The following is a 14045-nucleotide window of genomic DNA, read 5'->3' as shown; positions in this document are numbered from 1 at the left end:
AAGCCTTTCGTTTTCACTTCGATAGCCGGAAAAAGAGCAGTCTGGTGACGCCGCCATGCTGCCTGTGTAGTGCTTCAGTTTGTAATGAATGCCAGCGCTGTTTTCACCTCCGATACCGGGCTGCGTCGGGTGTTCCGATCGAACGGTGATAAAACTTCGCGCCATCCCGCCCGCGCCCATCGAAAGACCCCAGTGAAGAACAACAGGATCGCCACCTTCCTGCTCGCCAGCCTGCTGACCGCCGGCGCATGGGCGCAGGAGTGGCCCTCAAAGCCCGTGCGCGTGATCGTGCCCGCGCCGGCCGGCAGCTCGCTCGACGTGATCGCGCGCACGCTGGCCGACCGCCTGCGCGTGATCTGGAAGCAACCGGTGGTGATCGAAACCAAGGCCGGCGCCGGCGGCCTGATCGGCATGGACGCGGTGGCCAAGGCGCCGCACGACGGCTACACGCTGGGCGTGGGCTTCAACGGCCCGATCGCCTTCGGGCCCTACATGTACAGGCGCATGCCTTACGCGCCGGCCCGCGACCTGGTGCCCATCGTGCTCACGACCTCGCAGCCCAACGTGCTGGCGGTGCAGGCGGACAACCCCGCGAACACGCTGCCGGAGTTCGTCGAGTGGGCGAAGAAGCAGGGCTCGAAGTTCAGCTACGCCTCCGTGGGCGCGGGCAGTTCGTCGCACCTCACGATGGAGCTGCTGCGCAGCGTGGCGCAGATCGAGGCGGTGCACGTGCCGTACTCGGGCTCGCCGCCCGCTGGTCTGTCGCTCGCGGCGGGCGACACCCAGGCGCTGTTCACCGTCGCGCCCGCGCTGCTGCCGCTGATCCAGGGCCATCGGGTGAAGCTCATCGCCGTGACCAGCGCCACGCGCTCGGAGCTCATGAAAGAGCTGCCGACCGTGGCCGAGTCGGGCTACCCCGGCTTCGAGTCGCTGGCCTGGAACGGCTTCTTCACCGCAGCCGGCACGCCGCCCGAGGTGGTACAGCGCATCAACGCCGACGTCAATGCCGTGCTGCGCGAGCCCGCGGTGCGCGAACTGCTGGCCAACCAGGGGCTGGTGGCGGGCGGCGGTTCGAGCGAGGAATTCAAGGCCTTCATCGACAGCGAAGGCCGCAAGTGGGGCGCGATCATCGCCAAGGTCGGTATCCGCCTTGATCAGTGACACGCTTGTCGTTCACACTCCCGCAAGAACTTCAGGAAGAAAAACATGGCCGATCTCCCGGACTCCCCCGAATTTCCCGAAGACATCTACACGGAACCCGAGCCCGATCCGCATACGCTTGCCAACCTCGGCCCGCTCACGGGCCTTGCGGGCCTGTGGATCGGCACTTCCGGCCACGACGTGAGCCCGAAGCTGGAAGGCCCCGAGGCCGAAACCTTCATCGAGCATGCGGAGTTCCAGCCCATCGACGCGCAGACCAATGGGCCGCAGATCTTCTATGGGCTGCGCTATCACCTGCGCATCGTCAAGCCCGACGACGTGGAAACCTTCCATGACCAGGTCGGCTACTGGCTGTGGGAGCCGGCCACGGGCGCGCTGGTGCAGACGCTGTCGATCCCGCGCGGCCTGACGGCCATGGCCACGGGCCGCGCGAAGGCAAGCGACCGCAGCTTCAGGCTCGATGCGGTGCGCGGCGGCGAGACCAACGGCATCCTCGCCAATCCGTTCCTGGAGCATGCGTTCAAGACGCTGCGTTACAGCATCGCGGTGACCATCCACGACGAGCGCAGCTGGTCGTACGAGCAGGAAACCGTGCTGAGCGTGCGCGGTCAGGCCGAGCCCTTCAGCCACACCGATCGCAACCTGCTGCGCAAGGTCGGCGAGCCGACGCCCAACCCGACGGCGCTGGCCGCTATGGCGGAGGCGGCGGGCAAGAGTGCGATCGACGTGGCCAGTGCCAGCGTGGACTCCCGAGGCAAGGCCGGCCTTAGCGGAGCCAGCACCGGATAGAACAAATACGCATGGCTCGCCCGGCGCCATGCCGATAACCTCAGGTCATGGACCTGAAACAGCTGGAGTACTTCATTCGCGTGGCCGAGCTCGGCAGCTTCACCCGGGCATCGACGGTGATCGACATCGCCCAGCCCGCATTGAGCCGCCAGGTGCGCCAGCTGGAAGTCGAGCTGCGGCAGAACCTGCTGGTGCGCAACGGCCGCGGCGTGGTGCCGACCGATGCCGGCAAGCGGCTGCTGGAACATGGCCGCGGCATCCTGCACCAGGTGGAGCGTGCGAAGGAAGACATGGGCCGCATGCGCGGCGCGCTGGCCGGGCGTGTGGCAGTCGGCCTGCCGCCGAGCGTGGCCGGCGTGCTGACAGTGCCGCTGGTGCGCTCCGTGCGCGAGCGGCTGCCCGACGCGGCGCTCTCGATCACCGAAAGCCTCTCGACCGCGATGCAGGAATCGCTGCTCACCGGGCGGCTGGACATCGCGCTGCTCTACAACCCGCAGCCTTCGACCGACGTGGACAGCGAGACGGTGCTGGAGGAAGAGTTGTTCCTCGTGAGCGCCATCAAGGGCACGGGACGCGGCAGGCGCGGCGCGCCGCTCGCGCTGGCGCAACTGGCCGATCAGCCGCTGGTGATTCCGACCCGGCCCAACGCGATCCGCATGCTGGTCGAGGCGCAGCTGGGCGCCATCGGGCGGCGGCCGAGCATCGCGCTGGAGATCGACGGCGTGCCCGCCATCCTCGCGCTGGTGGCCGACGGCGCGGGCCATGCGGTGCTGTCGCGCAATGCGGTGGCCATTGCGGAGCGCTCGCAGCGCTATGCGATCCGGCCGATTGCCGAGCCCGGCCTGCGCAGCAGGCTGGCGCTGGCGGCCAGCTCGCAGCGCCCCGTCACGCGCACGCAGCGCGCCATGGGTGAGCTGCTGCGAGAGCTCGTCGAACAGTACCTGGGCGCGGGCGCCGCTCAGAAGCGGTGACGCATGCCGAACCCCACGCTGCCGTTGCCGCGAAAGTCCGTCAGCCGGTCGCGCATGTAGACCGCGTACAGGTCGGTCCGTTTCGACAGGAAGTGGTCGTAGCCGGCCGCCCAGGTGGTGCGATGCGTCTGGGCGCCGTTCGTCACCTTGCGTTCGGTGCGCGCCACCGAGGCCATGAAGCGCCCCGCGCCGACGGGCACCGCCGCGCCCAGTTGCGCGGTGTCGGTGGTCAGGCGGATGTCGGGCGTGCGGGTGCGCAGCAACTGCCCGTACAACTGCACCGCCTTGAAGTCGTAGGAAGCGCCGAGCATCGCGGCGTCCTGCCGGCCGATGGCCGTGGTGAAGCCCGGCCCTGTTTTGGCCTGCTGCATCGACAGCACCGCGGCGAACGGGCCGGCCGCGTAGTTGAGGGTCAGGTTCAGGTTGCGCACGCTGTCGCGGTTCGTCACTTCGCCCATGCCGTAGAGCAGGTTGGCACGCAGGCCCGCGAAGGTGGGTGAGCTGTATTGCACGACGTTGTCCCACACGCTGTCGCCGATCACCGCGCGGTTGTAGGTGGGTTGCCAGGTGTGCAGCATGAAGGGCGAGAACTGCAGCGACACGCCGAACGGGTTGAAGGCTCCGCTGGCCGCGAACATCGGATTGGTCTGCCGGCCCAGCGACACCTGCCCGAAGCCGCCGGACAGCCCCACCCACGCATTGCGCGAGAAATAGGGATCGGTGCTGTTGCGGCCGAAGGTGCCCGTGTCTGTCTGGAAGAAGCTCTCCAGCGCGAACTGCGCCTGCAGTCCGTCGCCCAGGCTCTCGGCGCCACGCACGCCCCAGTAGGCGGTGGTCATGCCGCCGCTGCCCAGCACCCGGGTGCGGCCTTTCTCGTCGCTGCGCTGCATGGAGCCGACGAAGGCATCCACCAGGCCGTAGACCTGGACGCTGGCGGTGGAAGCCTCGGCCTGCGCCCAGGCGGGATGGGCGGCGGTGCAAAGCGCCAGCGCGGGAAGCGCGCGCAGGGCAGTGCGCCCGGTAAGCGCCGGAAGGCGGGTGAGTCGTTTCATGCTTGCTGTCTCCTCGTTGTGAATTCGTAGCCCGCAAAAAAGACGCGGGCGCAGGCGAGCGCGTCCGCACGCCCCGGCGGTGCCGTGGCGTGGGAGCGGATGTGTCGGGTTGGGGTAGGGCGGACTTCGCGGCTGGCGGCGCGCTCAGTCGTACCAGTACAGGCGGCTCGGGTTGTCGACCAGCAGCTTGCGAAGCTGCGTCGGGTCGTCGCAGAACAGCGGCAGCAGGTCGACCAGCTTGCCGTCGTCGGGCATTTCGCGCACGTTGGGGTGCGGCCAGTCGGTGCCCCACAGCACGCGGTCGGGGGCGGCCTCGATCAGGCGGCGCGCGAAGGGCACGGCGTCGACATAGGGCTGGCCCTCGGCGGAGAGCGTGCGCGAAATGCGCTCTGCACCGCTCACCTTGACCCAGGCGCGCTCGTCGCGCATCAGCTCGAGCATCAGGGTGCAGGCCTGCTGCTCCAGGCCGTGCTCGACCATCGTGCGGCCCATGTGGTCGATGACGAAGGGCACCGGCAGCGTGTCGAGGAAGGCGCGGTAGGTGAGCAGGTCTTCCGCGTCCAGGTGCAGCACCAGGTGCCAGCCCAGCGGACGGATGCGCTCGGCCATGCGCAGCACCGTGGGCAGGTCGGGCGCGCCGCCCAGGTGCTGAACGAAGTTGAAGCGCACCGAACGCACGCCGGCCTTGTGCAACGCGCCCAGTTCCGCGTCGCTGATGCCCGCGCCCACCATGGCCACGCCGCGGTAGCTGTCAGGCGATTGGGCGATGGCGTCGAGCATCGCGCGGTTGTCGTGGCCGTGCACGCTGGCCTGCACGAGCACCACGCGCTCGATGCCCAGCAGCTCGTGCAGCGCGCGCAACTTCGCGGCCGGCGCATCGGGCGGCGTGTAGCGGCGGTTGTCCGAATACGGAAACACGTCGCCGGGGCCGAACACATGGCAATGCGCGTCGCAGGCGCCGGCGGGCAGCGCGAACGCCGGGCGGCTCGGGTGGGGATGGGGTGGGGCGATGGTCTTCAAGGCAGTGTCCTGGCCATTTCTCACTGCTTGCTCATTGCTTGGGAATGCCGGCGCGCTGGATCACGACAGACCAGCGCTGGATCTCGCTGTCGAGCAGGCGAGCCTGCTCCTGCGGTGTGCTGCCGCGCGGCTCCACGCTCAGGGCCTGCAGGCGCTTCTTCACTTCGGAGGAGTCCAGGGCGGCGCGCGCTTCGCGGTTCAGGCGGGCGATGACGTCGGGCGGCGTGCCGGCGGGCGCGGCCAGCGCATTCCACGACGCGACCTGGAAGCCCGGCGTGCCGCTCTCGGCCACGGTCGGCACGTCGGGCAGGCTGGGGGCGCGCTTGTCGCCCATCACGGCCAGCGCGCGCAGCGCCTTCGCCTCGATCTGCGACAGCACTGGCGAAAGTATTTCCACCGCCACGTCGACCTGGCCGCCGCGCAGCGCCGTGGTCACGGCCGGCGTGCCGTTGAAGGGCACGACCTGCGCGTCGATGCCCAGCGATGTCTTGAGCAGTTCGCCCGCCAGGTTCTGCGTGCTGCCGACGTTGATGGTGCCGATGTTCAGCCGGCCTGGATTGGCCTTGGCATAGGCCACCAGGTCCGCGAAGGTCTTGAACTTGCCGTTGCCCTGCGCGAGCACCGCCATGTCGAAGTAGCCGAGCGTGGAGACCGGCGCGAAGTCTTTCACCGTGTCGTAGGGCAGCGACTTGAACAGGCCCGCGCTCACCGCGTTGCCGTTGGACATGAGCAGCAGGGTGTGGCCGTCCGGCGCGGCCTTGGCCACGGTGTCGGAAGCCACTACGCCGCCCGCGCCGGGCTTGTTGTCGATCACGATGCTCTGGCCCATCGACTCGGACATCTTCTGCGCCACGCTGCGCGCGACAAGGTCGGCCACGCCGCCGGCACCGAAGGGCACCACCAGTCGGATCGGCCGGGAAGACAGGGGGGCGGCCAGCGCATACGGCGCGCCGGCGCCGGCAGCCAGGGTCAGCATCAGGCCGACGAAGCCGCGACGGGAATCTCTCATGGGTCTCCTTTTGTGTGGGCGCGGCCTCTCTCACCGCTGCGCCTCACTATTGCCGAGGAGTCGGCTTGCAGCAATATCGTGTTCGCACTGGGAGATATAGCTTTTCGGCATGGCCGGGCGCGCGGTGCCGGCGCATTCGCCTCAATCCAGCCGCAGGGAGCCGAGCCGAGCGACGATCAGGTCGTACAGCGTCTGCGCCGCGACCGACAGGCTGCCTTCGCGCCGTTGCACCAGATACAGCGTGCGGGTCAGCGCGGGCAGCGGCAGCGCTCGCGTCACCAGCGTCTCGCGCTGGAAGTGGAACAGCGTGAGCGCCGGCACCACGCTGATGCCCAGGCCCGCCTCGACCAGCCCCATGACGGTGGCCAGGTGCTCCACCTCGAACACCGCGTTCAGCCGCTGCGGATGCAGCGCGGCGTCGAGCGCCTGCCGCACGCTGCTGTTGCGCGCCATCTGGATGAAGGGGTAGGGCGCGATCTTCTTCACCGTGAGGCGCGGTTCGCGCGCCAGCGGATGGTCGGCGCGGCACACCAGGTGAAAGCGGTCGCTGCACAGCTTGCGCGCGCGCAGGTCGCTGCCCGCCGCGGCCTCCGCGCCCGAGGCGGCGAGCGCGAAGTCGGCCTGGCCGGCGCGCACCAGCGCAATGCAGGCATCTGACAGCGCGTCGTCCAGGTCGACGCGGATGCCGGGCCAGGCCTGCATGAATTCCGCGAACACCGCGGGCAGCCAGCCGGCCGCGAGCGATGGCAGGGCGGCCACGCGCACGCGGCCCTTGCGGCGCTCCACATGGTCGGCCAGGTCGACCATCGCATTGCCCATGTCGTCGAGCAGCCGGCGCGCCGAGCCTTCGAACAACAGGCCCTCTGGCGTGAGTTGCACGCTGCGCGTGTCGCGGTCGAACAGGCGTGTGCCGACGGCGTCTTCGAGCGTGCGAATCAAGGCGCTGAAGGCCGGCTGCGACAGGTGGCTGGTCTGCGCCGCGCGCGTGAAGTTGCGGTGCTCCGCCAACGCGAGAAAGGCGCGCAGTTGCCGCGTGGAGAGGTCTGGCGTCTTTCTCATGTCTCTGTTTCGGTGTCTGGCCGATTATTTGAAAAGCGGATCAATCGATCCGTATTTTCGATTTTACGGATGATGGGTGGCTGCCTACAGTGCGGCTCGATGACTTCCACTGCTGCAACGCCCACGCTGTTGATCGGATGCGCGGCCGGCTTCTCGGGCGACCGCACCGACGCCGCCGGCCCCGTGGTCGACACGCTGATCGCGCGTCTCGCGCAAGGCCCCGCGGGGCGGCGCGCGTTCCTCATCTTCGAAACGCTGGCCGAGCGCACCCTGGCCCTGGCGCAACTGCGCCGCCGTACCAACCCCGATGCCGGCTACGAACCGCTGCTCGACGACATGCTGCGGCCTGTGCTGGCGCGCTGCCTGGCGCACGGAATCCGCATCGTGAGCAACTTCGGCGCGGCCAACCCGCGCGCGGCCGCCAGGCACATCGCCCGCATGGCGCGCGAACTGGGCGCCAGCGCGCCGCGCATCGCGGTGGTGGAGGGCGACGACCTCTCTGGCGCCGAACACCGCGCGGTGCTGGGCGAAGCGCTCGGCGCGCGGATGGAAGGTCTGAGCGTGGTCAGCGCCAACGCCTACATCGGCGCCGAGCCGATTGCCGCCGCGCTCGACGCGGGCGCGCAGATCGTGGTGTGCGGGCGCGTGGCCGACCCGTCGCTGACCGTGGGGCCGGCCATGTCGCACTTCGGATGGCGCGCCGACGACTGGGACAGGCTGGGCCGCGCCACCATGGCCGGCCATCTGCTCGAATGCGGCGCGCAGGTCTGCGGCGGCTACTTTGCCGACCCCGGCTACAAGGACGTGCCGGGGCTCGAGTCGGTCGGCTTTCCCATCGCGGAGATCGACGCCGACGGCGGCTGCGTCATCGGCAAGGCCGACGGCACGGGCGGCCTCGTGACTGAAGCCACGGTGAAGGAGCAACTGCTCTACGAAGTGCACGATCCCGCCGCCTACCTGACGCCCGACGTGGTGGCCGACATTTCCGATGCCGAGGTGCGAGCGCTGCCGGGTTCCGACCGCGTCGAGCTGCGCGGCGTGCGCGGGCATGCGCGGCCGGGCAACTACAAGGTCAACGTCTGCCATGAAGGCGGCTGGCTGGCCGAGGGCGAAATCTCTTACGCGGGCCCGCGTGCCGAGGCACGCGCGCGGCTCGCGACCGATGTGTTGAAGAAGCGGCTGGACGGCCTGGCGCTGCGCGTCGACCTGATCGGCGCGCTGAGCATCCTCGGCGACGACGCCGGCCGCGCACTGGCCGACACGCCAGACAGCGGCCTGCGCGATGTGCGCCTGCGCGTCGCGGCCACCCATGCCGACCGCGCCCAGGCCGAGCGGCTGGGCCGAGAGGTGATGGCGCTCTACACCTGTGGCCCGGCCGGCGGTGGTGGCGTGCGCACCGCGCTCACGCCGAGGCTCAACACGCTGTCGTGCCTGCTGTCGCGCGAGGCGGTGCCGGTGCGTTTCACGCTGCTGACCCAGGAGGAACTCGCATGAACGAGATTCTGGAAGACACCATCGACGTGCCCCTCTACCGCGCGGCCCACGGCCGCACCGGCGACAAGGGCGACCGCTCCAACATCAGCGTCATCGCCTGGCATGCCGGGCTGTATCCGCTGCTGGCCGAACAGCTCACCCCCGAGCGCGTGGCCGAGCAGTTCCGCCACCGCGCGCCGTCGCAGGTACAGCGCTTTCTGCTGCCGAAGCTGCATGCGATGAACTTCGTGCTCGACGCCGTGCTCGACGGCGGCGTGAACGATGCACTGAACCTCGATGCGCACGGCAAAGCGCTGTCCTTCCTGCTGCTCGACATGCCCGTTCGCGTGCCTCGCTCGCTCGTGCCTTTGCTGGCCGGGCCGTAGCGGCGGCTTTCGATTTTTTCCCCTTGCCCATTCAATCCGGAGACAAAAAGTGAAACGATTTCCCCTGACCGTGCTGACCACCGCGCTGGCGCTCGCGCCGCTGCTGGGCCATGCGCAGGCCTTTCCAGAGAAGGCCATCACCTTCGTCGTGCCCTTCGCGGCCGGCACGGCCACCGACCAGATCGCGCGCGCGCTGGGCAACCAGATCGCGACCGAGACCAAGCAGGCCGTCATCATCGACAACAAGGCCGGCGCCAGCGGCTTCATCGCCTCGCAGAACGTGGCCAAGGCACCCGCCGACGGCTACACGGTGCTGATCACCACCAACACCACGCATGCAGCCAACGAGCACCTGTTCAAGAAGTTGCCTTACGACCCGGTGAAAGACTTCTCGCCGGTCGCCGCGTTGGGCAAGGGCGGGCAGATCATGGTGGTGAACCCGTCGTTCCCGGCCAAGAACGTGGCCGAGTTCATCGCGCTCGCCAAGAAGGAGCCGGGCAAGTACAGCTTCGGCAGCGGCAGCTCGTCCAGCCGCATGGCCGGCGAGCTGCTGCAGCAGATGGCAGACATCAAGCTGCTGCACGTGCCCTACAAGAGCAACACGCTCGCCGTGACCGACCTGCTGGGCGGGCAGATCAACATGATGATCACCGACACCGCCACCGGCCTGCCGCAGGTCAAGGCCGGCAAGCTGCGCGCGCTGGGCTTCTCCAGCTCGGCGCGCTCGCCGCTCGCGCCCGACGTGCCCACCATTTCCGAAGCCGGCGTGAAGGGCTACGAAATGGGCTACTGGTTCGCCGCTTATGCGCCCGCCAAGACGCCGCCGGCCGTGGTCAAGCGGCTCAATGAGCTGCTGGTGAAGGCTGCGAAGAGCGAGGCGGCGAAGACCGCGTTCTACGAACCCACCGGCACCGAGGTGTTCACCACCACGCCCGAGGACCTGGCGAAGTTCCAGGCGGCCGAGTCGCAGAAGTGGGGCCGCATCGTGAAGGCCGCCGGCATCGAGGCCGAGTAGTTCCCCCGCCGTAGCGGGGATCGGCGCCGCGACAAAACAAGACACACAACAGGAGACAAACCATGAAACGCTGGAGCCTCAAGGCTGCCACGGTGGCTTCGGCCGCCCTTTTTCTGACTGCATGCGGCGGAAGCGGCGGGGGAGGCGGCGGCTTGCTGCTGCCTTTGCCCATCACCGCCACGCCCGCCACCCCGAGCACGCCGGCCGCCTCCGCCGCCGCGCCCAGGTACAAGCTCGCCATCACCGCGACGGAGGACGTGCCCGGCACCTTCGGCAGCGCGGGTGCCTACGAGAAGATCACCGGCACCTTCACCGGCGAGGTCGACCCCAAGGACGCGCGCAACGCCATCATCCAGGACCTGTCGCTCGCGCCGCTGAACGCCAACGGCAAGGTCGAGTACACCTCCGACTTCGTGCTCTTCAAGCCCAAGGACATGAGCAAGGCCAGCGGCGTGCTGCGCTACGACGCACCGAACCGCGGCAACATCGTCAACCTCGACCCGTACTTCGCCTCGCGCGGCTATGTGTTCCTCACGGCCGCATGGCAGGGCGACGTGCCCGCGGGGCCGGGCAAGCTCACGCTCAAGGTGCCGGTCGCCAAGAACGCCGACGGCAGCAGCATCACCGGCACCTACCGCGCCGAGCTGCTGCCCACTGTGGCCACGAACGATTCGCTGCCCCTGCCGGGCGGCCCGTTCAACGCGGCGATGCAGGCCTACGCCACGGCCAGCCTGGACAACACCAGACCCGGCTATGTGCTCACCCGACGCATCAACGAGGGCGATGCGCGCCAGCTCATTCCCGCGAGCGACTGGAAGTTCGCCAAGTGCGGCGCCGCCACGCCGTTCCCGGGCACGCCCGACGAGACCAACGTGTGCCTGAAGGACAAGTGGGACCCGGCGTACCTGTACGAGCTGGTCTACATCGCGAAAGACCCGAAGGTCATGGGCCTGGGGCTCGCGGCGCTGCGCGACATGATCAGCTTCTTCCATCGCGACACCGCCGACGCGGCGGGTACTGCAAACCCGGTGGCGGCGGCGATCAGGAACACCATTGCCTCCGGCGTCTCGCAGTGCGGCAACTTCATCAAGACCTTCGTGCATCTGGGCTTCAACGAGGACCGTGCGGGCGCGAAGGTGTTCGACGGCGTGTTCGCGCAGATCGCTGCGCGGCAGACCAACATCAACATGCGCTTCTCCGTGCCCGGCGGCGGCGGCGGCGTGCGCGCCGACCACACGGCCTTCGGCCAGGCCGGCACGCGCGGCCTCTCGAAGGACTACGTGGACGACGTGGCGCAGCGGCGCGGCGGCATCCTGTCGCGCTGCGAGGCGAGCGGCACCTGCCCCAAGCTGTTCATCGGCTTCAGCGGCACCGAGTTCTGGACGCTGCAGGGCTCGCCGCTGCTGACCGACGCCTGGGGCACGACCGACCTGGTGCAGCCTGCAAACGCGCGCATCTACTACTACGCCAGCTCGCACCATCTGCTGGGGCTGGCGTCGGTGCCCGGCGCCGGTGCGGGGGCGCTCTATGCGACCAATGCCAACGCGGGCGTGGTTCCGGTCGTTCGTGCGCTCTACCAGAACCTGGAAGACTGGGTCGTCAAGGGCACCACGCCGCCCGACAACCAGGTGCCGAAGATCGCCGACGGCACGCTGGTGCGCCCGGCACGGGTCGGCTTTCCGGCCATTCCCGGCGTGAGCTACACGGGCCTGGTGAACGGCTACTCGCTGCTCGACTGGGGCCCCAACTACCGCCCGCAGGACGAAAGCGGCATCGCCACCCAGGTGCCGCCGGCCTACTTGGGGCGCGACTACGCGATCCTGGTGCCGCAGGTCGACGCCGACGGCAACGACATCGCGGGCATCCGCAGCCTCGACGTGGCGGTGCCCGTGGGCACGAACACCGGCTGGAACACCACCAACCAGCCGGGGCGCATCGATCAGGCGGGGCTGTTCGGCGCGTACTTCCCGTTCGTGAAGACGACGGCCGTGCGTGCCGGCACGACCGACCCGCGCCTGTCGCTGCAGGAGCGCTATACCGACCAGGCGGGCTACGTGGCTGCCGTGACGGCCGCCGCCAACGACCTGGTGGCCAAGCGCTTCATGCTGCGCGTGGATGCCGACGCCGCTATCGCCAACGCGACCGCGAATCCGGTGCTGCCCTGAAGCCCGGGTTCAGGCGGGATCGAGAGTCCTGGCGGCGTCGGCTTCGCGGTGAAGCGGCAGCCAGAGCGTGAAGCGGGTTCCGGCGCTGCCGGACTCCCAGCTCACCGCGCCGCCGATGGCCTGGGCGCGCTGCTGCTGGTTGCGCAGCCCGCGGCCGTTGCGGCGCAGGGCCTCGTCCACGGCGAAGCCCTCGCCGTTGTCCTCGATCACCACGCAGACGCCGTCGTGCACCGTCATGGTGCTGAAGCAGATGGAGGAAGCCCGGGTGTGGCGCAGCACGTTGGCCACGCATTCCTGCACGATGCGCAGGATGTGCAGCGCGCTGTTCGGGTCCAGCCAGGCCAGCACCGGCACCGGCTGCACTTCCCAGCGCAGCGCGACGCCGGCGCTCTCGATGCGCGGCGCCAGGCGAAAACGCAGGGTCGCCAGCAGCAGCAGCAGGTCGGCGTCCACGCTTTCCATGGAGTCGATCACCAGCTTCAGGTCTTCCATGCAGCTCTTGAGCACGCTGGAAATCTCGGCCTCGTTCATGGTGCCGCGTTCCACCGAGCGGATGGCGCTGATCAGCGACGAGCCCAGGCCGTCGTGCATGTCCTGCATCAGGCGCCGCCGCTCGGCATTGAGCATCTGCTGGTTCTCGATGACGCGCAGGCGCTGGTAGCTTTGCTCCAGCTCGGCTTCGCGCGCGCGCAGCCGCAGGACCAGCTCGGTGTTCAGCCGCCCGACCTCGGCGAACGCGCCGGTGTAGCGCTGGAACATGATGAACGAGAAGACGAAGAACAGGCTGATGATGGCGTAGGGCGAGGTGTACACGCTCTCCGGGCTGACCAGGTTGTTCTGCAGCAGCCCGTCATAGGAAGTGAACACGACCGCGAACACGGTCCAGCCCGCCACCAGCCGGCCTTCGGGCAGTTGCGCCCGCAGGGCCTTGCGCAGGTTCACTGCGAAGATCAGTACCGCGACGGGCAGTACCGCCAGGTTGAGCAGTGGCGTGAACAGGTACAGGCTGACGATCGAGGTCGACACGTGCGGCAGCGTCGCGAGATTGCAGGCCAGCGTCAGGCCCAGCGCCACGCGGGTCAGCCAGGCCGAGGGCTGCTGGTGCAGGCGCTGCAGGAACAGGTGGATGAGCACGATCAGCCAGAGCAGGCTGGACACGGTCATCCATTCGAACCATTCGTCCGAAATCGGGATGTAGCTGCCGCCCACGTAGTAGTGCAGCATCCGCAGGAACGCCACGCCCGAGATGGCGGAGAACAGCAAATAGAGCGACTCGCGCCGCTTGCCCAGCCACACCGCGAACGCGAAGGCGCCCACCGCCAGGAACGCGGCGCTGCCCATGAACGGCAACTGCACCTGCAGCAGCTGGCGCGACTGGTAGCGCCAGGCCAGGGCGTGCTCGTCGCCCACCCACACCGTCGAAAAACCGCTTCCGCTGTTGCGCAGGCGGTCGACGCGGATCAGCACGGACGTCGGCGACAGCGTGTTCGCGGTCGCGTTCAGCGGCAGCAGCAGCGGGTGGTTGTAGCCGTTGTGGATCGGGCTGCCGTGCGACTGGTAGAGCAGCACGCCGTCGCCGTACACCGAGATGTGTCCCAGGGTCTTCCAGCGCGGGAGGTACAGAACGCGTTGTTGCGTCGTGCGGGGCTGACCGGAAAGGTCGATGCGGTACCAGTCGGTGATGGCCCGCATGCCGCTCGAGGCCGTGGGCACGAGCTCGCGCGCGGCGGTGTACGGAAGGTCGACCGGCTTCCAGCCGTCGCTCAGCAGCGTGTCGGCTTCGATGTGCTGAGGGGGGAGGGAATAGCCGGTACCGGTCACGGAAAGCAGTTCCGCCCGCGTGATGTGGACGGCGGTGTCTTCGTTCCGCGGCGATTCGTCGGCGTGCGCACAGGGCAGGATGGCCAGCAGGAGAGCCAGCCAGAGCTTTGCGATCGACCAGCCA

Annotated in this window: 12 protein-coding genes; 7 read left to right on the top strand and 5 right to left on the bottom strand. The window is 68.8% G+C overall.

Annotation, left to right across the window (positions count from 1 at the left end; translation table 11 throughout):
• Positions 1–192: 192 nt before the first annotated feature.
• Genes L3V85_RS21655 through L3V85_RS21645 form a run of 3 tightly spaced genes read left to right on the top strand, consistent with a single transcriptional unit; the run spans position 193 to position 2921 of the window.
• Complete coding sequence (locus tag L3V85_RS21655) at positions 193–1161, top strand: Bug family tripartite tricarboxylate transporter substrate binding protein (RefSeq protein ID WP_237674759.1); 969 nt, start codon at positions 193–195, stop codon at positions 1159–1161.
• A 45-nt stretch (positions 1162–1206) separates the two neighbouring features.
• Positions 1207–1950, top strand: a complete 744-nt coding sequence (locus tag L3V85_RS21650; RefSeq protein WP_237674758.1) for an FABP family protein — start codon at positions 1207–1209, stop codon at positions 1948–1950.
• Between the two features lie 47 nt (positions 1951–1997).
• A complete protein-coding gene (locus L3V85_RS21645) occupies positions 1998–2921 on the top strand; it encodes a LysR substrate-binding domain-containing protein (RefSeq protein WP_237674757.1) in 924 nt (307 codons plus the stop codon).
• Here the strand turns inward: L3V85_RS21645 and L3V85_RS21640 are convergent.
• The 4 genes from L3V85_RS21640 to L3V85_RS21625 all read right to left on the bottom strand — a co-directional run bounded on the left by L3V85_RS21640 (position 2909) and on the right by L3V85_RS21625 (position 7061).
• Positions 2909–3973, bottom strand: a complete 1065-nt coding sequence (locus tag L3V85_RS21640) for a porin (protein ID WP_237674756.1) — start codon at positions 3971–3973, stop codon at positions 2909–2911. The genes L3V85_RS21645 and L3V85_RS21640 overlap by 13 nt on opposite strands.
• A 144-nt stretch (positions 3974–4117) precedes the next feature.
• Positions 4118–4993: an amidohydrolase family protein gene (locus L3V85_RS21635; protein ID WP_237674755.1), complete on the bottom strand. Its 876-nt coding sequence runs from the start codon at positions 4991–4993 to the stop codon at positions 4118–4120.
• Positions 4994–5024: 31 nt separating this feature from the next.
• Positions 5025–6002: a Bug family tripartite tricarboxylate transporter substrate binding protein gene (locus tag L3V85_RS21630; protein WP_414080146.1), complete on the bottom strand. Its 978-nt coding sequence runs from the start codon at positions 6000–6002 to the stop codon at positions 5025–5027.
• A gap of 141 nt (positions 6003–6143) precedes the next feature.
• Entirely contained in the window at positions 6144–7061 is a 918-nt protein-coding gene (locus tag L3V85_RS21625; RefSeq protein ID WP_237674754.1) for a LysR family transcriptional regulator, read from the bottom strand.
• A gap of 99 nt (positions 7062–7160) precedes the next feature.
• Here L3V85_RS21625 and L3V85_RS21620 point away from each other — a divergent pair, with 99 nt between their 5' ends.
• From L3V85_RS21620 to L3V85_RS21605, 4 genes are all read left to right on the top strand, one after another.
• Positions 7161–8555, top strand: coding sequence for an acyclic terpene utilization AtuA family protein (locus L3V85_RS21620; RefSeq protein WP_237674753.1), 1395 nt, complete (start codon positions 7161–7163; stop codon positions 8553–8555).
• On the top strand, positions 8552–8920 hold the full coding sequence (locus L3V85_RS21615; RefSeq protein WP_237674752.1) for an AtuA-related protein: 369 nt from the start codon (positions 8552–8554) through the stop codon (positions 8918–8920). The genes L3V85_RS21620 and L3V85_RS21615 overlap by 4 nt, the downstream gene beginning before the upstream one ends.
• Before the next feature lie 49 nt (positions 8921–8969).
• The gene (locus L3V85_RS21610) at positions 8970–9935 is read left to right on the top strand and encodes a Bug family tripartite tricarboxylate transporter substrate binding protein (RefSeq protein WP_237674751.1); all 966 of its coding nucleotides are present in this window, start codon (positions 8970–8972) and stop codon (positions 9933–9935) included.
• A gap of 62 nt (positions 9936–9997) precedes the next feature.
• Positions 9998–12100, top strand: a complete 2103-nt coding sequence (locus tag L3V85_RS21605; RefSeq protein ID WP_237674750.1) for an alpha/beta hydrolase domain-containing protein — start codon at positions 9998–10000, stop codon at positions 12098–12100.
• A 9-nt stretch (positions 12101–12109) separates the two neighbouring features.
• Here L3V85_RS21605 and L3V85_RS21600 read toward each other — a convergent pair whose 3' ends face one another.
• Positions 12110–13921 carry a sensor histidine kinase gene (locus L3V85_RS21600; protein ID WP_237674749.1) on the bottom strand — a complete coding sequence of 604 codons (1812 nt, stop codon included), beginning with the start codon at positions 13919–13921 and terminating at the stop codon, positions 12110–12112.
• Between the last annotated feature and the right edge of the window lie 124 nt (positions 13922–14045).

The organism is Variovorax paradoxus (assembly GCF_022009635.1).
Taxonomy (GTDB): Bacteria; Pseudomonadota; Gammaproteobacteria; order Burkholderiales; family Burkholderiaceae_C; genus Variovorax.
The sequence above is the reverse complement of the archived record's forward strand: the minus strand, read 5'-3'. Positions and strand labels throughout refer to the sequence as shown.

Coding starts and splice junctions, on each gene's coding strand:
- L3V85_RS21650 (WP_237674758.1), top strand. CDS start 1,207: ATGGCCGATCTCCCGGACTCCCCCGAATTTCCCGAAGACATCTACACG.
- L3V85_RS21645 (WP_237674757.1), top strand. CDS start 1,998: ATGGACCTGAAACAGCTGGAGTACTTCATTCGCGTGGCCGAGCTCGGC.
- L3V85_RS21640 (WP_237674756.1), bottom strand. CDS start 3,973: ATGAAACGACTCACCCGCCTTCCGGCGCTTACCGGGCGCACTGCCCTG.
- L3V85_RS21630 (WP_414080146.1), bottom strand. CDS start 6,002: ATGAGAGATTCCCGTCGCGGCTTCGTCGGCCTGATGCTGACCCTGGCT.
- L3V85_RS21625 (WP_237674754.1), bottom strand. CDS start 7,061: ATGAGAAAGACGCCAGACCTCTCCACGCGGCAACTGCGCGCCTTTCTC.
- L3V85_RS21620 (WP_237674753.1), top strand. CDS start 7,161: ATGACTTCCACTGCTGCAACGCCCACGCTGTTGATCGGATGCGCGGCC.
- L3V85_RS21615 (WP_237674752.1), top strand. CDS start 8,552: ATGAACGAGATTCTGGAAGACACCATCGACGTGCCCCTCTACCGCGCG.
- L3V85_RS21605 (WP_237674750.1), top strand. CDS start 9,998: ATGAAACGCTGGAGCCTCAAGGCTGCCACGGTGGCTTCGGCCGCCCTT.